Here is a 19,293-nt window from a genome sequence, read left to right on the forward strand (position 1 = left end):
TTTTGGCGCATTTAAAAAAAGGGCTACGCCGCGACGCTTCCCAACGCGATGAAAAAGCCTGCGATCGAGGCCGACATCAAGTTGGACAGCGTGCCGGCCAGTACGGCTTTGACCCCGTACCGGGCGATTTCATTGCGCCGAGTCGGCGCGATACTGCCAAGCCCGCCCAGCAAGATCGCAATGGAGGACAGGTTGGCAAAGCCACACAGTGCAAAGGACAGAATCGCTGCGGTATGCGGCGTCATCATCTGACCCGTCGCGGCCACGACCTGTTCCCCATCGATGTAAGGGGCGAGGTTGATGAAGGCGACGAACTCGTTGACAACGATCTTTTGGCCGATGAACGAACCGGCCAGGGTCGCTTCCGACCAGGGCACACCGAGCAAAAACGCCAGCGGCGCGAAGAGCCAGCCAAGGATCATTTCCAGGCTCAACGTCTCGAAGCCGAACCAGCCGCCGACGCCGCCCAAAATGCCGTTGATCAGCGCGATCAAGCCGATGAACGCCAGCAGCATGGCGCCCACGTTGGCGGCCAGCATCATCCCGGAGGTCGCGCCGGAGGCCGCGGCGTCCAGCACGTTGACCGGCTTGTCGTCCTGCTCCTTGAGCTCTTCGTCCACTTTGGAAATGCTATCGCTATCCGCGTTGTCCTGGGTTTCCGGCATGATCAGCTTGGCGAACAGCAGCCCGCCCGGGGCGGCCATGAACGAGGCGGCCACCAGATACTCCATGGGAATACCCAGCTGCGCGTAGCCGGCCAGCACCGAGCCCGCCACCGAGGCCAGGCCGCCACACATTACGGCGAAAAGCTGCGACGGGGTCATGCGTGCGATGAACGGACGCACCACCAGCGGCGCCTCGGTTTGACCCACGAAAATGTTCGCCGTGGCCGAAAGCGATTCGGTGCGCGAGGTGCCTAGCGCCTTTTGAAGCGCGCCACCCAAAATGCGGATGACCCACTGCATGATGCCCAGGTAGTAAAGCACGGCAATCAAGGAGGAGAAGAAGATGATGACCGGTAGAACCCGAACCGCAAAAACGAAGCCGATGCTTTCGACATCCGCCAGGCCACCAAACAGGAATTCGATACCGTCGTTGGCAAACACCAGTACTTGGCTCACACCGGCCGAAATCGTGCCCAGAAAGACCTGACCGAAGGGGATGTAAAGCACGAACGCGCCGATACCCGCCTGAATGGCGAAGGCGCCCAGTACGGTGCGCAGGCGTATGGCCTTACGGTCGTAGGAGAACAGCAGCGCAATGGCGACTAGCGTCGCCATGCCGACCAGGCTCATAAGGAGTGTCATAGGGAGATCCTTTGAGTTCGCGAGGCTCGCCTCGGTTTATAAGAAGTTGAGCTTGACCGAGTAGATCATCGCGTTTTGGTACTGATTCGGTGCGCCTAGCTTGTTATCCGAGTAGCGATACTGAACGCCGGTGGTGATCAAATCCGCCGGGTGCCACCAAAGACCGATCGCCCCGTTGGTGCCGGTACGGCTAGCCGTGCCACCCACGTAGTTCTGTTCGATGTAGTCGCTGTCGCGATCAAAGGTTTGCTCGTGCCAGTTGGTCACGCTAAAGCCCTGATTGAAGGCCGTGAATTCGTAACCCGCGACCCAGCCGGCCATATAGCCGTTCATGCCCGTGTAGCCGTCACTCTGTACCCGCGCCGGACCGATGAAGGGCTTGAACCACAGGCCGTTATCGAAGGTGGTGCGGTAGCCAAGGCCCAGGATCTGATCCTGTTCGCGGCCGTCGAAGCCGTAGTCGCGAAAATCATAGACGTGGGCGTAGAGCGAGAAAGGCGTATCGCCCAGATAGATGTGCGAGGTGACCTTGCCCGCGGTACGAAAGTTATCCTGGCCGTTGCTAGATTCGTCGAACTGATCGTTGGTCGGGTTTTCGAAGTCGAAGAAGCCGTAGAACTCGCCCCAGCTAAAGCCAACGCCGCCTTCGAGCTCCACGTAGGTGAAGTCGCTTTTGGCTGCGTTGTTGGCGGTGCGGCGTTCGGTACCGCTGGACCAGTCCAGGTAGTTGACCGAGACATTGGCAAATGACCAGAGCCGGTCGAGGGTTTGCGGCTCGGGTTCGTTGGCCAATGCCTGGGGCGTGAGTAGCGCGCCTACCAGCAAGGCGCCCGCCCCGCAGAAAATGGATGCGTGCGGAAGTCGGTTAATAGGTAGAACAGTCATAAGGCCTCAAGGTTAACGTGGCACGGCCGCCATCTGGTATTGTTAGTAGGGCGGTTCAAGTAGTGCGCCGGGGTACGTGGACGCGGGCTGGCATGGCTTTAGATTATAACATTTAGTTTTATTTGTTTAATACCGCTTTGCCCGCCCTCTTCGAGGCGTTCAAAAAAGCGCCGCGTGGGTTTGATCGGGCGAAAAGCGAACTTTACCGGTCAATGTGCGCAAATGGGTGTTGCTCGACCAGCCTATTTTGCTACTCTTGGCAGCCTCGATGCGGTGGTCTCCGATGACGGGCAGATTTCAAAGCGATTTGAGAGACGCTCGAACCGTGAGCCGAGCATCGCAGTGACTTGGCCGAAAGGCGGTATTCATGGGTTTTGAACGGGCAGGGTGCGGCAATGCGTCGCTTTCTGCGCGCGCGTAATCAATAGAAAATACCTCCGCCTTTATTCGTGCGTTAAACGCACGCCAGGTTCGCTACCAACCCCATGCGGTAGCGCATATTTTTCCCGGTGTTATGAGGCCCGCGCCTGGTGCGCCAGGAAAAGTATGGGGTGCTAGTTGGTCTGCTATATGGCATATCGTTTGGCTTGCTGTCTGGCGGCTAGTTTTGAAACGCAACTCTGACGAGATCGCACCATGCAACAACCCTCCAAATGGCGCAGGCGTGGCACTTTCTTCGTGCTCCTCGCGCTGTGCTTGCTCCTTGCAGGCTGTAGCTCGGCCCTGATGGACCCCAAGGGCGATATTGGTGAAGCACAGCGTTCGCTGATTCTCAGTGCCTTTGGCTTGATGATGATCGTGGTGATCCCGGTCATCGTGCTTACGATCGCTTTCGGTTGGCACTATCGGCGCAACAACACCGTCGCGCAGTACCTGCCGGACTGGGCGCACTCCAACGTGATCGAAGGTATCGTGTGGCTGGTGCCCGTTGTCATCGTCGGTATTCTGGCGGTGATTACCTGGCGCTCTTCTCACGAGCTCGACCCGCACCGCCCCCTTGAGAGCGACGAGCCGACGCTTGAAATCCAGGCGGTCTCGCTGGACTGGAAATGGCTGTTCATTTATCCCGAACAGGGCATCGCCACGATCAACGAAGTCGCCATGCCGGTCAATACACCGGTGCGCTTTCGGGTGAGCTCCGGCTCGGTCATGAACTCGCTGTTCATTCCGCGTCTGGGCACACAGATCTACGCAATGGCGGGCATGGACAACGACGTCCATCTCATGGGTAACGAAATCGGTACCTACTGGGGGCGCTCCACCAACTATAGCGGTGCAGGCTTCGCCGGTATGGTCTTCGACGCTCACGTGACATCGCAAGAGAACTTCGATGAGTGGGTCGCAGAAGTCGCCGCGTCGCCCAACACCCTGACTTACCCGGAAGGTTACTCCGAACTTGCCGAGCGTTCTTCGTTCGTCCCGGTCGAGTACTTCTCTGACGTAACGCCGGAACTCTACGAGCGGCTAGTAAGCAGTTTCCATTCGGGAACAGACCCTGAGACGGAAACGCAGGACGCAGACCGTGCACCGGCCGTTGATACGAATGAAGCCTATCAAACGACCGAAAACCAAGAGGGTGAGGGGTCTGACGACGACCAGCTCATCAGCAACGAGGCGGGAGGGTAAGCCGTGTTCGGTAAACTAAGCTTAGAAGCAATCCCCTTACACGATCCGATTATCGTGATCGTGGGTATTGGGATGATTGTCGGTGCCATCGCCCTGTTGGGCGCGATTACTTACTTCCGTAAGTGGGGCTGGCTATGGAATGAGTGGTTCACTTCGGTCGACCACAAAAAACTCGGTATCATGTACTTCGCGGTGGCGCTTGTCATGCTGCTGCGCGGTTTCGCCGACGCCATCATGATGCGTAGTCAGCAGGCCCTGGCCGCTGGCGGCTCGATGGGCTTTTTGCCACCGGATCACTACGACCAGATCTTTACCGCCCACGGCGTTATCATGATCTTCTTCGTAGCGATGCCGATGGTTATCGGCCTGATGAACCTGGTGGTGCCGCTACAGATCGGTGCGCGCGACGTCGCCTTCCCGTTCTTGAACAACCTGAGCTTTTGGCTGTTCGCAGTTTCCGCTGTGCTGATCAACGTATCGCTGGTACTGGGTGAGTTCGCCAAGACCGGCTGGCTCGCTTATGCGCCACTGTCGGGGATAGAGTACAGTCCCGGGGTCGGGGTGGATTACTGGATATGGGCGCTGCAAATATCCGGTATCGGTACGACGCTAACGGGTATCAACTTCTTCGTCACTATTTTGAAGATGCGTACCAAAGGCATGACGATGTTCCGCATGCCGATCTTCACCTGGACGTCCTTGTGCGCCAACGTGCTGATCATCGCCTCGTTCCCGATTCTGACGGCGACCGTTGCACTGCTTACGCTTGACCGCTACTTCGGTATGAACTTCTTTACCAACGAGCTTGGCGGCAACGTAATGATGTACGTCAACTTGATCTGGGCCTGGGGCCATCCGGAGGTGTATATCCTGGTGCTGCCGGCGTTCGGTGTCTTCTCGGAAGTCATTGCAACGTTCGCTCGCAAGCGTTTGTTCGGTTACCACACCATGGTATGGGCAACCGTTGCCATCACCGTGCTTTCGTTCATCGTTTGGCTGCACCACTTCTTCACCATGGGGGCCGGTGCCAACGTCAACGCCTTCTTCGGCATCATGACGATGATCATCGCTATCCCGACCGGGGTTAAGGTCTTCAACTGGATCTTCACCATCTTCCGTGGTCGCCTGGAAATGACCTCGCCGGTACTGTGGACCCTTGGCTTCATCATCACCTTTACGATCGGTGGTATGACCGGTGTCATGCTGGCGCTGCCGGCGGCGAACTTCGTGCTGCACAACAGCCTGTTCGTTATCGCGCACTTCCATAACGTCATCATTGGCGGCGTCGTATTCGCCATGCTGGCGGGTCTGACCTACTGGTTCCCGAAAGCGTTCGGCTTCACGCTAAGCGAGAAGTGGGGCAAGCGTTCGTTCTGGTTCTGGATCACCGGTTTCTACACCGCGTTCATGCCGCTTTACGTGCTGAGCTTCTACGGTGCGGCGCGCCGCATGCAGTCCTACCCCAACGCTGAATGGCAGCCCTGGATGATCGTTGCCTGGGTAGGCTCGGTACTGATCGCGTTGGGTATCGCCTGTACGCTGATCCAGTTCTACGTGAGTATCCGCGATCGTAAGCAGAATCAGGACGTCACCGGCGACCCGTGGGATGCCCGTACGCTCGAGTGGTCCACTTCTTCGCCCGCGCCGTTCTATAACTTCGCGCACGAGCCGGAAGTCGGCGATATCGATAGCTTCTGGACTCAGAAACAGCGCGGTATCGAGCAGGCGGAAGAGAAGACCTACCAGGATATTCACATGCCCAGAAACACCGCGGCGGGCCCGATTATCAGCTTGTTTGCGATGATCTTTGGCTTCGCGATGATCTGGCATATCTGGTGGCTGGCGATCGTTGGCGCAGTGGGTACGCTGGTGAGCTTTTTGGCGCGCGTCTTTAACGACGACATCGACTACTATGTCCCGGCCGCCGAGGTTGAGCGGATCGAGCGGGCTCATCAAAAGCGTTTGGAGGCACAAGGGTAATGGCGACAGATACAACGCACCACGGCGCCCATGCTGACGAGCATCACGACCACGATCACCACGATGTAGAAGGCACCAAAGTCTTCGGCTTCTGGGTCTACCTGATGAGTGACCTGGTGATCTTCGGTACGCTGTTTGCCACCTACGCCGTGCTCATGAGGGGCACGGCGGGCGGCCCAACCGGCGCCGATATTTTCGAACTGCCGCTGATTCTTTTTGGCACCTTTGCCCTTTTGATCAGTAGTTTCACCTTCGGCATGGGCGTGTTGGCAATGAACGCCAACCGCGTCGGCCAGGTGAAAATGTGGCTCGGCGTGACTTTCGTTCTGGGTCTGATGTTTTTGGGGATGGAAGTTTACGAATTCCAACACCTGATTCACGAAGGGTTCGGGCCTGATCGTAGCGCGTTCCTGTCATCGTTCTTTACGCTGGTAGGTACCCACGGTCTGCACGTCACCTTCGGTATGATCTGGATTCTGGTCATGCTGGTTCAGCTGTCCACCAAGGGGATCAACGCCCAAACGCGTCCGCGCATGCTGTGCCTTAGCTTGTTCTGGCACTTCCTGGATATCGTCTGGATCTGCGTGTTCTCCTTCGTTTACCTGATGGGAGTGCTTTGAGATGAGTCATTCTTCTAGCCAACCGTCCGCCCACGGCTCGACGAAATCCTACGTACTGGGGCTGGTACTCTCGCTGGTACTGACGATCATTCCATTTGGCGCGGTCATGATGGGCTTGTTCAGCACGCCCGTGACGGTCTGGATTATCGTGATTACCGCGGTGCTGCAGATGCTTGTTCAGCTTGTGATGTTCATGCACCTGAATACCAAGGCCGACGAAGGTTGGAACATGATGTCCTTCGTGTTCACCGTCTCGATTCTCGCCCTCGTGGTAGGAGGCTCTTTGTGGATCATGCATCATCTGCACCTCAACATGATGATCGGCTAACCACGATGCCCAGCCGGCGGCAGGACCTTCTCGAACTGACTAAACCCGGTATCATCGGCGGCAATCTGATTGCCGCCATCGGCGGCTATTTTTTGGCCGCCCAGGGGCAGTTCGATGGCATCACCTTCGCCGCCGTCTTACTGGGCATTGCGCTGATTATCGGTTCAGCCTGTGCCTGCAATAACGTCATCGACCGCGATATCGATGCATTGATGGCGCGCACGCGCCATCGCCCGCTGGTACGCGGTAGCGTCTCGATCACCATGGCGCTGGGCCTTTCAGCGCTGCTGGGGGTTTGCGGCGTGGTATGCCTGGCGCTGGGCACCAACGGCTTGACCGTGGCGCTCGCGGTGATCGGCTGGGGCGTTTATGTGGGCATCTATAGCCTTTACATGAAGCGCAGCTCCGAATACGGCACGCTGGTAGGCAGCCTTTCCGGTGCGATGCCGCCGGTCGTTGGCTACTGCGCGGTCACCGGCACGTTCGACAGCGGTGCGATCGCGCTGCTGGTGATTTTCTGCCTGTGGCAGATGCCGCACTCTTATGCCATCGCGATCTTTCGCTACGCGGACTATCAGCGCGCCTCCATTCCGGTTCTACCGGTGGTGCGTGGCATCAAGACTGCCAAGCATCACATTCTGGGCTATATCGTGGCGTTCATTCCCGCCTCGCTTGCGCTGGTATTGGCGAGCAAAGCCGGGATTGGCTATTTGTGCGTGGCACTGGTGATGGGCTTTTACTGGCTCTACCTGGCGCTGCGCGGCTATCGCCTGGAAGACGACGTGCGCTGGGCGCGGCAGGTATTCGGTGTATCGATTCTCACCATTACCGCGCTGAGTATCATCATGGTGCTGGAAGCCGTGGTACCGCTCGCCTAAAGAGGTGATCGCGGTAAGTAAATGAAAACGCCCCGAGGGTCACCTCGGGGCGTTTTTCGTTTATGGCCACGTACCAAAAAAAACAACGCTAGCGCTGGCTGGCCTGAATCGCCGTGAGCGCGATGGTGTAGACGATGTCGTCGACCAGCGCCCCGCGGGAAAGGTCGTTCACCGGTTTGTTCAAACCCTGCAGCATTGGGCCCACGCTGACCACCCGAGCGCTACGCTGTACTGCCTTGTAGGTCGTGTTGCCGGTATTCAAATCCGGGAAAACGAACACCGTGGCTTTGCCGGCCACGGGGGAGTCCGGTGCTTTCTGCTTGCCGACACTTTCGATGGCCGCGGCGTCGTACTGAAGCGGGCCGTCGATCGCCAGGTGGGGGGCGCGCTCTTTAGCGATACGCGTAGCTTCGCGCACCTTGTCGACATCCACGCCGGTGCCGGAGTCGCCGGTAGAGTAGCTGATCATGGCGACCCGCGGTTCGATCCCGAAGGCCTCGGCGGAGCGGGCGCTTTGCAGCGCGATCTCGGCCAGGGTTTCGGCGTCCGGGTCCGGGTTCACCGCGCAGTCACCGTAGACGACGACCTGCTCCGGCAGCAGCATGAAAAAGATCGACGATACCTGACTGTACGCCGGTGCCGTCTTGATCAACTGAAATGCCGGGCGCACGGTATTGGCAGTGGTATGAATAGCGCCGGAGACCAGGCCGTCCACTTCATCGAGGGCGAGCATCATGGTGCCGAGCACGACGTTGTCCTGAAGCTGGGCTTCGGCGGTCAATTCGTTGAGCTTGCCACGGCGGCGCTCGACCATCGGAGCGATGTAGTGAGCGCGAGTGCTCTCCGGGTCGATGATGGTCAGCGCCTCGGGCACGGTCAGCCCGCGGTGGCGGGCCACGCTTTCGATCTCCTCGCGCTGGCCCAAAAGCACGCAGTCGGCAATGCCGCGGCGCTGGCAAATAATGGCCGCCTCCACGGTGCGGGGTTCGTTGCCCTCCGGCAACACGATACGCTTTTTGACCGATTGGGCCTGTTTGACCAGCTGGTAGCGAAACGCCGAGGGCGACAAGCGCCGGGTATAGCCACGGCTCAGGTTGGCTTTTAGCCATTCCAGGTCCATGTGCGCGGCCACGTAGCGGGCCACCTGCTCGGCACGCTCGAAGTCGTCCATGGGGATTTCGCGGCTGACCATGGTCAGGTTCTGGGCGGTGGTCAGGCTGTCGGTTTCGACCGCCAGTACCGGCAGGCCTGTTTTCAGCGCCGGGCGGCACATTTCGATCATGTTGTCGTTGGGCATGAAGCCGTTGGTGAGCAACACCCCGGCAAGCTGGGTACCGTTCATGGTGGCCAGCGCCGAGGCGAGCACCACGTCGTCCCGGTCGCCGGAGGCCACGACCAGGCTGCCCGGTGTAAATATGTGCAGAGCGTTGGCGGCGCTTCGCGCGCACAGGCTGGTAGAGAGCACCCGGCGCGAGGCGGCGTCGCCTTCGTTGAGCACGGTGGCGTTCAGCGCCCGGGCGACATCCAGCGTACGGGGGGCGTTGAGTGTTTTACTTTGCGGCACGATGCCGATCAGGTGGAAGCTTTCGGTGGCCAAAAAGGGCGAGTAGCGACGCAGCTCCGCCAGGACCGGTTCTTCCAGCTGAGGTTTGACCGTACCCGGTGCGGCGGAGAGCTCATCTTCGTGACCGCCGTAGGGCAGGTTCTTCATGCGCATCAAAATGCCGCCTAGGGTGCGCTTGGACCCTACGCCGCCGAAGCTTCGCGCGTGCATGTCGAGCTCTTCGGCCAGCCGCTGGGGCTCGTTCAAATCGCCGGTGCCGACCAAAATGATCCGCGCGTTCAGCGCATGGGCAAGCTGGGCGTTGGTCTGCGTGGCGTAGGTGGTGTACTGAGTGGGGACGACGCCTTCGACGACCACTAAATCCAGCGCCGTGTCGTCGCGCTTGGCTTGCTGGAGCACCTGATCGAAGAGCTCGACGGCATCTTCCATCAACTCATCGGTATGATCATCGCGCAAGAGCCGCTCCAGCCGCGCCTGGGAGATGGGCGAGGGTGGGCGCAGGTTCAGCGTACGCGAGACAAGCGCTGTCGAGCGGTCGAGGCCCGGGCCGTTGAGCTCGTTTTGCATGAACGGCTTCAAAAAGCCCGCTTTTAGGCCGATGGTATCCAGCGCCTGAATAAGACCCAAACAGGCCGAGGTCAGGCCCGCACCCGCGCTGGTAGGCACCAGCAAAATGGCCTGGGGTTGGTCGTCCGGTGTGCTCATATCAAGGTCTCCAGGCACTGGCGAGTTTCCAGGGCGATACGCCCCTCTTCATCGGTGGGGATGACCCAGACTTCCGGGCCGTGGTCGGGTTGACTGATAAGGCCCTCCTGGCCACGGATAGTGGCCTCGTTCACCGTATCGCTGAGCGTAAAACCGAAGTGGGGCATCAGGGCGAGCACCCGCGCGCGTACGATCGGCGAGTTTTCACCGATACCGCCGGTGAAAATGACGCCGTCCAAAGAGGGCAGTGCGCAGGAGAGCGCGGCCAGAGACTTGGCGATTCGGTAGCAAAAAACTTCCAGCGCAAGCGATGCCTTGGGGTGGCCGGCAAGCGCTTGCTCTTCGATTTCGCGCATATCGTTAGTCAAGCCGGAAAGCCCTAAAAGCCCGCTTTGCTTGTTGAGCACCTCGTCGATTTTATCCAGTGACCAGCCCAACTGGCGGTGCAGGTGGGCGTGAAGGCCCGGGTCGACATCCCCGCTGCGCGACCCCATGACCAGCCCTTCGAGCGGCGTCAACCCCATGCTGGTATCCACGCTTTGGCCGTGCCACACCGCCGCGGTGGAGCAGCCATTGCCCAGGTGCGCGGTCAGCCAGCCACCTTCGCCTCGGGCGCTGAGTTCGGCGGCGCGGCGGCTTACGAAGGCGTGACTGGTGCCGTGAAAACCATAGCGGCGGATGCCGTGCTGGGTGTAAAGCGCCTCGGGCAGCGCGTAGCGGTAGGCGCGCTCGGGCAGGGTCTGGTGAAAGGCAGTATCGAACACCGCGACCTGGGGCAGCGCCGCGAACACGCTGCGGGTAGCGGTGATGCCGGCCAGGTTCGCCGGGTTATGAAGCGGCGCCAAAGCGGCGGTGGTTTCAATGGCGGCAATGACGTCATCGGTAATCAGCGCGGCCTGGGTGAAGTGCTCGCCGCCATGAACGATGCGGTGACCGACCGCTACGGGCAGGCGGCCCTCCAGGCGATCCAGTATGGCGTTGAGCGCCTGAGCGTGGTCGGCGTGGGGAAGCGCCTGGGTAAAACGTTCCCCCGCGCTGGTTTTCCCCTTCAAGCAGGCCTCGGCGCTGCCCAGCCGCTCGGCAAGCCCTGAAAGACGTGGTGTATCCGGGGTCGAATCGATCAGCGCGTACTTGATGGAGGAGGAGCCACAGTTGATCACCAGCACCGGTGCATTCATACAAGCCTTCTCTTGGGTGGGGTTAAGTTAAAGCGGGGAATAGACTTTAGTGTAGCATGACGGCTCTGACGCAATCAGCGCTGAAGCGCGCGGGCCATCCATGTAATATGGCTAGTTCTTGCCCCTTATTTATCCAATATGAGCCGATCTGTCGCTATGTCAGCTTTATCCACTTCGCCGCTTCCGCGCCATTTAGCCATCATGTTGCTGGTAACGGTGGCCAGTATGTTCGCGGCCAATCACGTCTCGGCACGGCTGGCCTTCGATAATGGGACCGGCTTACTGCTGGCTATCTTAACCCGCTCCGGCGTTGCCTGTTTGATCCTGATCACGCTGGTGTGGGTACAAAGGAAAAGCCTTTGGCTGCCCAGGGGCACCTGGCCTTGGCAACTGGCGGTGGGGCTTTTGATCACCGTTCAAAGCCTAAGCCTCTACTCCGCGGTGGCGCGGCTTCCCGTCGTCGTGGCGCTTTTATTGGTCAACACCTTTCCCATTCAGCTGGCACTGCTGAGCTGGGCGCTTGGTGGGCCGCGGCCGACACTTCGCCAGTGCCTGATAATGGGCACTATTTTGATCGGCCTGCTGGTCGTGCTGGATATTCCCTCCTGGCTTGCAACGCCGCAAAGCATGGGCCCCGAATGGATGGCGGGTATCGGCTTTGGTTTGCTCGCCGGGTTCGTCTTTGCCAACGCGCTATGGATTACCGAACACCGCCTGGCCAGTGTAGGCAGTACCTTGCGCACCCTCTTGACCATGCAAACCGTCTTTTTTGCCATGGTAATAGGGGCGGTTACCGGCGCGGTGCCCGGCGGCATGGACCTGCCCGACAACGGCGCCGGCTGGACCGGGCTTGTGCTGCTGGCACTGTTATACGGTACCGGGTTTTCGACGCTGTTTATTTTTGTGCCGCGCCTGGATATGACACGCAATGCCCCGGTCATGAATCTCGAGCCCGTGGCCTCGTTGGTATTTGGATATTTCGTTTTAGGTCAGATGCTTGGCCCGGTTCAACTGCTGGGCGGGGCGGTCGTGGTCGGCGGGATCGTGGTGCTGAGTCTTTCGAAGGTACGCTGAGGAGTTGCGTTGAGCGCCATTCTGGGGCAAACTTAAAAAACGTAAGGAAACACTGTTTTTTAACTGAGGTACCTCCTATGAAGATGACCGTATTATCACTCACCTCTGCCGCTGTCGTTCTCGGCGCAAGTGCTTTCGCGGCATCGGCCCAGGCGCAGCAATCCTTTGGCTACCCGGAAGGTTATATCGGTGGCGATGCCATGTTCTGGAGCCTGGACCCGGACCGCGGCTCCTCGCGCGATGACGTAGGCCTGCGCCTGCGCGGCGGCGCTCAGTTCAACGACTACTTCGCCGTGGAAGGCCACCTGGGTACCGGCGGCTCCGACGGTGGCGCCAAGCTGGATTACCTGGCCGGTGTCTACGCCAAGGGTATCGCCCCGATCGCCCCCAACGTTCGCCTTTACGGCCTGGCGGGTATGACGGAAGTTGATTTCGATCTCGACCGTGAAAGCGGCTTCTCCTACGGCGGCGGCGCCGAGTTCGATATCGCCCCGAACATTGCGATCAACGCCGACTACATGCGCTACCTCGATAAATCGGCCTACGATTTCGACGCGGCCAGTGTCGGTCTACGCTACCGCTTCTAAAGCGAGCTCGTAGCAGCGTTTCAAAACCCCACCCCCGCGGTGGGGTTTTTTGTGGGTATGTGGTGTCTTAAAAGGGGTTATATTGTTAGCTTGCTAATTATTTGATAGACTAACGTATTAATTTGAATCGACCTGGGCCCCTGCCAGGGTTTGAAAGAGTAAATACGATGTCCCCCGATCAGCGCTTTACCCGATGGGTAAGGGTGGCTTTGGCTGCCTTTGCCCTTTTGTTTGTCTACTTTCTGATAGCCGACAGCTTCATGCCGCTTACCCCCGAGGCGCGCATCATGCGCCCGGTCACTCGTATAGCGCCGCAGTTGAGTGCGCCGGTCAGTGAGGTGGTGGTACGCGATCATCAGCAAGTGGCCAAGGGCGATGTACTGTTTCGCCTTGACCCCGAGCCTTACGAGATCGCGCTTGCCAAGGCGGAATTGGATGTCGAGCAGGCCGCCCAGGAGAACGAGCGCTTGCAGGCCGACTTGGCCGCGGCGCGCGCCTCGTTGAGCGCCGCCCGGGCGACCGCAACCGAGCTCAGCGGCGAACGCCAGCGGGCGGAGTCGCTGGTGGGGCGTCAGAGCATCTCCCGCCAGCAGTACGAACAGCGGGTCGCGGCGGCGAATACCGCCAATTCCGACGTGCGCGCGGCCGAGGCGCAAATCAAAAGCCTCGAGGCGCAGTTGGGTGAAGAAGGCGATACCAATCTTCGGCTGCGCCAGGCCCGCAATGCGCTGGCCAATGCGCAGCTCGATCTGGACCGTACCGAGGTGCGCGCCAAAGAAGCGGGGCAGGTGACCAACCTGCAACTTCAACCCGGCGATTACGTGCAGGCGGGCCAGCCGGTGCTGGCGCTGGTAGCCAGCGGCGTGGATATCGTGGCGGACTTTCGCGAGAAGAGCCTGCGCCACGTGCACGTCGGCGACGAAGCGAAAGTGATACTGGATGCGCTGCCCGGGCATATCTTCGAAGGCCGCGTGACGGCACTGGACGCCGGCGTGAGCGAAGGCCAGATCAGCGCCAACGGCCAACTGGCCGATATTCCCACTTCGAACCGGTGGGTGCGCGATGCCCAGCGCCTGCGCTTGCACGTTACATTAGAAAACCCGCTCGCGGCGATGCCGCCCAGCGGCGCCCGGGCGAGCGTTCAACTGCTGCCCGGCGAGCATGCGCTGGCGCACCCGTTCGCGTGGCTACAGGCGCATTTGATCAGCTGGCTACATTATGTCTACTAAGATCCGGTCTACTAACACAGGGTCGATTCAACACCGGTTGACTCACGCCAGACCCATCAAGGCGTTCATGACCTACGTGTTTGGCGGCCCGGCGCGCGAGAAGATACTGGACGAAAACGGCCTGCGCCAGTGCCTGCGCGTGGCCGGGGGCGCGACGATCGGGTTCGTCATCAGCAAGATAATGGGCTGGAACTACGGTGTATTCTTCACTGTATTTCCCATGTTTTTGTTGGGCATGGTGCCTTTACTGAATGCCAGCATCGTTCGCCAGTTTCTGGGCAACGCCACCTTCAACGTGGTGGAGGTCAGCCTGATCATCGGCCTGTTACAGCATATGCCGGTGGTAATGACGCTGGTGGTGCTCGGCATTTTTCTTTTCCGCTTCAATCTGATGGCGAAAGGTCCGCTTTTTTTATACGCCGCCAACGGCGTGGTGACCCTGAGTGTTTTGCTGCACTTCGCAAGCTACCCCGGGGTGGACCTGGGCGAGCTTTTAACCGCCAACATGCTGGCGAGTTTCCTGGCGGTGCTGATTGCCATGCTCATGCACACGCTGTTCCCCGATGTCACGCCCCGCCAGCCGCCCCCGCGGGCAGAGAAGCCGGCCGCGCAAATCCGCCACGAGACGTTGATCGGCGGAATTACCGCCACCCTCTCTTTCGTGGTGTTTCAAACCTTTGATTTGCGCGATTCGCTCTCGGCTCAGATGGCGACGGTGCTGGTGCTGTTCGCCATGGGCTACGCCGGCGCCCAGGCTTCGTCCATCCGGCGGATCATCGGTACGCTTTTAGGGTGCAACATGGCGCTGGTGATGCAGATGCTGCTTTATACCCAGAGCAATCACTTCTTGCTGGCGATCATGATTTACTGGCTGGGTTTGATGCTTTTTGCCCGCGAACACGTTCGCGAGGCGGGGGGCTCCGGCGTCGGGTTTGGCGGTATGACCACGCTAGGCATTCTGTTTGGCCAGTCGCTTGGGCCAAGCCAGGACCTTGTTTACAGTGCGCTTTACCGGTTTTCATCGATGTTCGTGGCGCTGTCGATCACGCTGATGGTCATGGCCTGCCTGCACTGGCTGCTCAATAAGTGGAAGGCCACAGCATTGCCCGAAAGAAATTAACGCAACTTTTTCAGCACCGGCTACTCTAATAGATACCTGTAAAGCGAAAGACAGTGATTGTCTCCTTGCAGGATGCACGTTCCCTACTAACGGATTAGAGGTATATGACTATGTCTGGTGCAAAAGAAGATAAAGCAAACGGTAACGCCAACAAAGCTGCGGGCAAAGTGAAAGAAGCCGCTGGCAAAGTAACCGGTAGCGACAAGACCGAAGCCAAGGGCAAAGCCCAGCAAGCCAAAGGCGAAGTGCAAAAAGGTAAGGGCGATCTAAAAGACGCCGCCAAAAAGTAATTCAGTTTTAGAATAGTGAGCAGGGGCCTTCGGGCCCCTGTTTTGTTTTTGAGAGCAGATCGTTTGTTTTTGAGAGCAGATTGTCGTTCAGCGTAGCGCCCGGACGACGCTACGCTGACGCGTGGTCATGCCTACTCTTCGGCCATCTCGACCGAGAAGCCCATCTCCAGGCCCGCGTCGCCAACCGTGACCCACCACTCCATCTGATCGTAGATGTCCCCGTAGTGGCGGAACACCTCGATATCGGCCTTGGAGAAGTCGTCACCGGGGGACTGCGCGGCGACGTTTGCCATCGCATGAAAGAAGTCGCCGGCCATGAACCCGTGCATCAGCAGGTTCTCATCGGCGGACGAGGCCTTAAGTTCATCCTGCAGTGACGAGGGGTCGTCGCTGCCAAGGCCCAGTGCCAGAGCGGACTCGGACATGGCGGCGTAAAGCTCGGGCGCGTTCGGGGGCAGCAGAATACTCTCGACGCGCTGGGCGTCGCCGCCCGGCGTCAGCCTTAGCTCTCCAAACCCCGGCAGGAAGTTGCTGGCGCTCTGGAGCAGTGTCATGGGGTTGGGGGAGGCCAGTGTCAAAAGCCCGGTGCCCGCAGGCATGCCGTTTTCGACGTAGAAACTGTCGACTCGGGTGTACAGACCCGAAAGCGATGGCCCAACCATCATCATGAGCGGATGGCTCAACGTTTTGTTGGCATCGTCCCAGACGCTGTTCAGCTCCTGAAGCTCGGCGCAGCCGAAGGGGTTCTCGCGTAGTTGGCGCGAGTAGGTCTGCACGGTTTCAAGTAGCACCGGCAGGCTCAGGCCCATGCCAAAGCTTGTCAGCCCTTCTTTACTTCCCAGGCCCGGCACATCGGTAACGAGGCGGCGCAGGTCGCTGACGATCGCGTCGTCGGTTTCCACGATCAGGTTCATCTCCGAGCGGCCGTTCAGGTCCTGCTCCCGCGAGCCCATCGCGATGCCGGGGAAGCGGTCCGTGATACGGTCGAGATCCGCCTGGCAGGCGGAAAAGTCCAGCGGCTCTTCGCCGGCCGAAGCCAACAGGGCTTCGGTGCCTGCGTGGTCGGGCGAGCTCAACTCATCCAGTACGCGGGCGGTGCGAATCTGGCCCGCCCCGTAGGGGGTGAAGCCGTAGCGGCTTTCGAGATCGGCGAGGGCGCCGGTGTCATCGAGGCTCTCTTCCGGCAGATTCTTGCCCAGCACCTCGGCCAGCAAGGAATCGCTGGCATCATCGGGCACCAGCGACAGCAGCGCCTGTCCGTCGACGAGGGCCAGGGTGATCTCGACATCGTCTTCCGGGGTCAGCACCCAGTAGTCGGTGCCGTCCGTAGTGCCCGTGCGCGGCGTTATATCGGCATTGGCCAGCACGCGCTCGAGGGTTTCACGGAACGCCGCGCTATCTTCCAGCTCAAAGCGCAGCACCGGCAGGATGCCCAAGCCGTAAAAAGCGGCCTGGGGCGCGGCCTTGATACCTCGCTCATGCAGGTCGTCCAGGGTCTCTACGCTTTTGACCTCTTCTCCGAGAGCGAGGATCAGCGAGATGAACGCCTGGGATTGCGCATCGGTTTCATGGCGCTGGAGCTCGCGCAGCTCCTCCATGTCCTGTTCGAGGCCTTCATCGAAGAGCATCGTGCGTTTGTAGAAATCGAATACCTCCTGCTCCGGCATCGTCTCCCGGGTGGCCATGAAGTACGGGGAGTCCGCCGGGATGTAGCGCAGCATCGACGTATCGGCGGTCGAGTCGCTGTCGTCGCCGCAGCCGCTGAGTACGCTACCGCCCAACAGAGCAAGGGAGGCCGCCAGGTAGGTTTTTTTATTCATCGTCGGGTCGCTCTCTGAAAGGAAACCCAAAGAATACATAACTGGGGTTAACAACTCTATTGTCCCCTGACGCTGAATCGGGTTTTTTCGATCGACATCGCGCACCTTCGAAAAAACGGCCTCGATGGCCCGCTCATATCAAGCGCGGGCCATCGAGGCCATGGCAGCGAAGCGACAACGTATTGGCGCGTTACACCTTCTGGTAAAGCTCGCCGCCTTCCTCGCGGAATTTATCCGCCTGTTCCTGCATGCCCCGCGCCGCGTCACTTCCCGAGGCGGTGTCGCGGTAGGTATCGCGCACTTCCTGGCTTATTTTCATCGAGCAGAACTTCGGCCCGCACATGGAGCAAAAATGCGCCACCTTGGCGGAGTCCTTGGGCAGGGTTTCGTCGTGATAGCTGCGCGCGGTATCCGGGTCCAGCCCCAGGTTGAACTGGTCTTCCCAGCGGAACTCGAAGCGCGCTTTGGAGAGCGCGTTGTCGCGACGTTGGGAGGCCGGGTGGCCCTTGGCCAGGTCCGCTGCGTGGGCGGCAATCTTGTAGGTGATGATGCCGGTTTTGACATCCTCCTTGTTGGGCAGCCCCAGGTGCTCCTTGGGCGTCACGTAGCAGAGCATCGCGCAGCCGAACCAGCCGATCATGGCAGCGCCGATGCCGGAGGTAATGTGGTCGTACCCTGGCGCGATATCCGTCACCAACGGGCCCAGGGTATAAAAGGGCGCCTCGTCGCAGTACTCGAGTTGCTTGTCCATGTTCTCCTTCACCAGGTGCATGGGCACGTGGCCGGGGCCCTCGATCATCACCTGCACGTCGTGCTGCCAGGCAATGTGGGTCAGCTCGCCCAGGGTTTTCAGCTCCGCCATTTGGGCGTCGTCGTTGGCATCGGCAATCGAGCCCGGGCGCAGGCCGTCGCCGAGAGAGAACGCCACGTCGTACTGCTTGCAGATCTCGCAGATCTCCTCGAAGTGGGTATACAGGAAGCTCTCCTGATGGTGATACAAACACCACTTCGCCATGATGGAGCCGCCCCGGGAGACGATCCCGGTGACGCGGTTGGCGGTCAGCGGCACGTAGCGCAGTAATACGCCTGCGTGAATGGTGAAGTAGTCCACGCCCTGTTCCGCCTGCTCAATCAGCGTGTCGCGAAACACCTCCCAGGTGAGGTTCTCCGCTACGCCGTTCACCTTTTCCAGCGCCTGGTAGATCGGCACCGTGCCGATGGGCACCGGCGAGTTGCGCAGTATCCACTCGCGGGTCTCGTGAATGTTCTGCCCGGTGGAGAGATCCATGATGGTATCCGCGCCCCAGCGGATGCCCCAGGTCATCTTGTCGACTTCCTCCTCGATGGACGAGGTCACCGCCGAGTTGCCCAGGTTGCCGTTGATCTTCACCAGGAAGTTGCGCCCGATGATCATCGGCTCGCTTTCCGGGTGGTTGATGTTGTTGGGAATGATCGCCCGGCCGCGGGCCACCTCAGAACGCACGAATTCCGGGGTGACCTCCTCGGGGATGCTGGCGCCGAAGTTTTGGCCACGGTGCTGGTGGCCTAAAATACGCTCGACCTCGGCATCGCCCAACGCTTGGCGGCGCTGGTTTTCGCGGATGGCGATAAACTCCATCTCCGGGGTGACGATGCCAAGGCGGGCGTAGTGCAGTTGGGTCACGTTTTTGCCGGCTTTCGCCCGGCGCGGCGTGCGCTTTAAATCAAACCGAAGCTGGGCAAGGGTGGGGTCGTTGGCGCGGCGGTTGCCGTACTCCGAGGTCAATCCTTCCAGAAACTCGGTGTCGTCGCGCTCCTCGATCCACGCCCGGCGCAATTCTGGCAGGCCTTGGCGTAAATCGATTTGGGCTTCGGGGTCGGTGTAAGGGCCGGAGGTGTCGTAGACCAGCAGTGGCGGGTTTTGCTCATCTACCCCGCTGGTGGTAGTCGGCGACAGGGTAATTTCGCGAAACGGCACGCGAATGTCCGGCCGCGAGCCTTCTATATAGCGCTTGGTGGAGGCGGGCAGCGGCGCGATGGCGGCGGCATCGACTTGGGCGGTTTCGGCCAGGAAGTGTTGGGTGCGGCTCATGGTCGTGGTCTCTTTTTTGTGGTTGTAGTGG

General features: G+C 59.8%; 16 protein-coding genes. 10 read left to right on the forward strand and 6 right to left on the reverse strand.

All coding sequences use genetic code 11. The annotated features are described in order from the left end of the window. Window positions 1–23: 23 nt before the first annotated feature. Together ACWHVV_RS04460 and ACWHVV_RS04465 are read right to left on the reverse strand one after the other, a co-directional pair. Window positions 24–1,307, reverse strand: coding sequence for a NupC/NupG family nucleoside CNT transporter (locus ACWHVV_RS04460; protein WP_447928279.1), 1,284 nt, complete (start codon window positions 1,305–1,307; stop codon window positions 24–26). 36 nt (window positions 1,308–1,343) lie between these two features. Continuing rightward, window positions 1,344–2,192 carry an outer membrane protein OmpK gene (locus ACWHVV_RS04465; protein WP_447928280.1) on the reverse strand — a complete coding sequence of 283 codons (849 nt, stop codon included), beginning with the start codon at window positions 2,190–2,192 and terminating at the stop codon, window positions 1,344–1,346. Window positions 2,193–2,828: 636 nt separating this feature from the next. On the opposite strand from ACWHVV_RS04465, the gene cyoA reads away from it, so the two are divergent. From cyoA to cyoE, 5 genes are read left to right on the forward strand one after another with little or no spacing between them, the layout of a single operon-like run. Beyond that, entirely contained in the window at window positions 2,829–3,818 is a 990-nt protein-coding gene (gene cyoA, locus ACWHVV_RS04470; protein ID WP_447928281.1) for a ubiquinol oxidase subunit II, read from the forward strand. Window positions 3,819–3,821: 3 nt separating this feature from the next. Then, on the forward strand, window positions 3,822–5,798 hold the full coding sequence (gene cyoB, locus ACWHVV_RS04475; protein ID WP_447928282.1) for a cytochrome o ubiquinol oxidase subunit I: 1,977 nt from the start codon (window positions 3,822–3,824) through the stop codon (window positions 5,796–5,798). After that, on the forward strand, window positions 5,798–6,418 hold the full coding sequence (cyoC, locus tag ACWHVV_RS04480; RefSeq protein ID WP_447928283.1) for a cytochrome o ubiquinol oxidase subunit III: 621 nt from the start codon (window positions 5,798–5,800) through the stop codon (window positions 6,416–6,418). Before cyoB ends, cyoC begins: the two co-directional genes overlap by 1 nt. Window position 6,419: 1 nt before the next feature. Continuing rightward, window positions 6,420–6,746, forward strand: coding sequence for a cytochrome o ubiquinol oxidase subunit IV (gene cyoD, locus ACWHVV_RS04485; RefSeq protein WP_447528030.1), 327 nt, complete (start codon window positions 6,420–6,422; stop codon window positions 6,744–6,746). Then, window positions 6,704–7,624 carry a heme o synthase gene (gene cyoE, locus ACWHVV_RS04490; protein WP_447895369.1) on the forward strand — a complete coding sequence of 307 codons (921 nt, stop codon included), beginning with the start codon at window positions 6,704–6,706 and terminating at the stop codon, window positions 7,622–7,624. Before cyoD ends, cyoE begins: the two co-directional genes overlap by 43 nt. Window positions 7,625–7,712: 88 nt before the next feature. Here cyoE and pta read toward each other — a convergent pair whose 3' ends face one another. After that, window positions 7,713–9,893, reverse strand: a complete 2,181-nt coding sequence (pta, locus tag ACWHVV_RS04495; protein ID WP_447528032.1) for a phosphate acetyltransferase — start codon at window positions 9,891–9,893, stop codon at window positions 7,713–7,715. Next, window positions 9,890–11,071, reverse strand: a complete 1,182-nt coding sequence (locus tag ACWHVV_RS04500) for an acetate/propionate family kinase (protein WP_447928284.1) — start codon at window positions 11,069–11,071, stop codon at window positions 9,890–9,892. The genes pta and ACWHVV_RS04500 overlap by 4 nt, the downstream gene beginning before the upstream one ends. A 156-nt stretch (window positions 11,072–11,227) precedes the next feature. On the opposite strand from ACWHVV_RS04500, the gene ACWHVV_RS04505 reads away from it, so the two are divergent. The 5 genes from ACWHVV_RS04505 (at window position 11,228) to ACWHVV_RS04525 (ending at window position 15,371) form a co-directional block, all read left to right on the forward strand. Further along, a complete protein-coding gene (locus tag ACWHVV_RS04505) occupies window positions 11,228–12,145 on the forward strand; it encodes an EamA family transporter (RefSeq protein WP_447928285.1) in 918 nt (305 codons plus the stop codon). 77 nt (window positions 12,146–12,222) lie between these two features. Next, complete coding sequence (locus ACWHVV_RS04510; RefSeq protein WP_447928286.1) at window positions 12,223–12,732, forward strand: porin family protein; 510 nt, start codon at window positions 12,223–12,225, stop codon at window positions 12,730–12,732. Between the two features lie 167 nt (window positions 12,733–12,899). Next, window positions 12,900–13,961, forward strand: coding sequence for an HlyD family secretion protein (locus tag ACWHVV_RS04515; protein WP_447928287.1), 1,062 nt, complete (start codon window positions 12,900–12,902; stop codon window positions 13,959–13,961). Between the two features lie 67 nt (window positions 13,962–14,028). Next, complete coding sequence (locus ACWHVV_RS04520; protein WP_447928288.1) at window positions 14,029–15,081, forward strand: DUF2955 domain-containing protein; 1,053 nt, start codon at window positions 14,029–14,031, stop codon at window positions 15,079–15,081. A gap of 110 nt (window positions 15,082–15,191) precedes the next feature. Beyond that, a complete protein-coding gene (locus tag ACWHVV_RS04525; RefSeq protein ID WP_447928289.1) occupies window positions 15,192–15,371 on the forward strand; it encodes a CsbD family protein in 180 nt (59 codons plus the stop codon). Window positions 15,372–15,502: 131 nt separating this feature from the next. Here the strand turns inward: ACWHVV_RS04525 and ACWHVV_RS04530 are convergent, their stop codons facing one another. Together ACWHVV_RS04530 and thiC are read right to left on the reverse strand one after the other, a co-directional pair. Further along, window positions 15,503–17,191, reverse strand: coding sequence for a hypothetical protein (locus ACWHVV_RS04530; protein ID WP_447928290.1), 1,689 nt, complete (start codon window positions 17,189–17,191; stop codon window positions 15,503–15,505). A 190-nt stretch (window positions 17,192–17,381) separates the two neighbouring features. Next, a complete protein-coding gene (gene thiC, locus ACWHVV_RS04535; RefSeq protein ID WP_447928291.1) occupies window positions 17,382–19,262 on the reverse strand; it encodes a phosphomethylpyrimidine synthase ThiC in 1,881 nt (626 codons plus the stop codon). Between the last annotated feature and the right edge of the window lie 31 nt (window positions 19,263–19,293).

It is taken from the genome of Vreelandella sp. EE27, from assembly GCF_968206495.1.

What these genes read in the sequence shown, in the direction of transcription:
- ACWHVV_RS04460 (WP_447928279.1), bottom strand. Translation starts at nt 1,307, where the DNA reads ATGACACTCCTTATGAGCCTGGTCGGCATGGCGACGCTAGTCGCCATT.
- ACWHVV_RS04515 (WP_447928287.1), top strand. Translation starts at nt 12,900, where the DNA reads ATGTCCCCCGATCAGCGCTTTACCCGATGGGTAAGGGTGGCTTTGGCT.
- cyoD (WP_447528030.1), top strand. Translation starts at nt 6,420, where the DNA reads ATGAGTCATTCTTCTAGCCAACCGTCCGCCCACGGCTCGACGAAATCC.
- ACWHVV_RS04510 (WP_447928286.1), top strand. Translation starts at nt 12,223, where the DNA reads ATGAAGATGACCGTATTATCACTCACCTCTGCCGCTGTCGTTCTCGGC.
- cyoA (WP_447928281.1), top strand. Translation starts at nt 2,829, where the DNA reads ATGCAACAACCCTCCAAATGGCGCAGGCGTGGCACTTTCTTCGTGCTC.
- ACWHVV_RS04500 (WP_447928284.1), bottom strand. Translation starts at nt 11,071, where the DNA reads ATGAATGCACCGGTGCTGGTGATCAACTGTGGCTCCTCCTCCATCAAG.
- thiC (WP_447928291.1), bottom strand. Translation starts at nt 19,262, where the DNA reads ATGAGCCGCACCCAACACTTCCTGGCCGAAACCGCCCAAGTCGATGCC.
- ACWHVV_RS04520 (WP_447928288.1), top strand. Translation starts at nt 14,029, where the DNA reads ATGACCTACGTGTTTGGCGGCCCGGCGCGCGAGAAGATACTGGACGAA.
- ACWHVV_RS04505 (WP_447928285.1), top strand. Translation starts at nt 11,228, where the DNA reads ATGTCAGCTTTATCCACTTCGCCGCTTCCGCGCCATTTAGCCATCATG.
- ACWHVV_RS04465 (WP_447928280.1), bottom strand. Translation starts at nt 2,192, where the DNA reads ATGACTGTTCTACCTATTAACCGACTTCCGCACGCATCCATTTTCTGC.
- ACWHVV_RS04525 (WP_447928289.1), top strand. Translation starts at nt 15,192, where the DNA reads ATGTCTGGTGCAAAAGAAGATAAAGCAAACGGTAACGCCAACAAAGCT.
- cyoC (WP_447928283.1), top strand. Translation starts at nt 5,798, where the DNA reads ATGGCGACAGATACAACGCACCACGGCGCCCATGCTGACGAGCATCAC.
- ACWHVV_RS04530 (WP_447928290.1), bottom strand. Translation starts at nt 17,191, where the DNA reads ATGAATAAAAAAACCTACCTGGCGGCCTCCCTTGCTCTGTTGGGCGGT.
- pta (WP_447528032.1), bottom strand. Translation starts at nt 9,893, where the DNA reads ATGAGCACACCGGACGACCAACCCCAGGCCATTTTGCTGGTGCCTACC.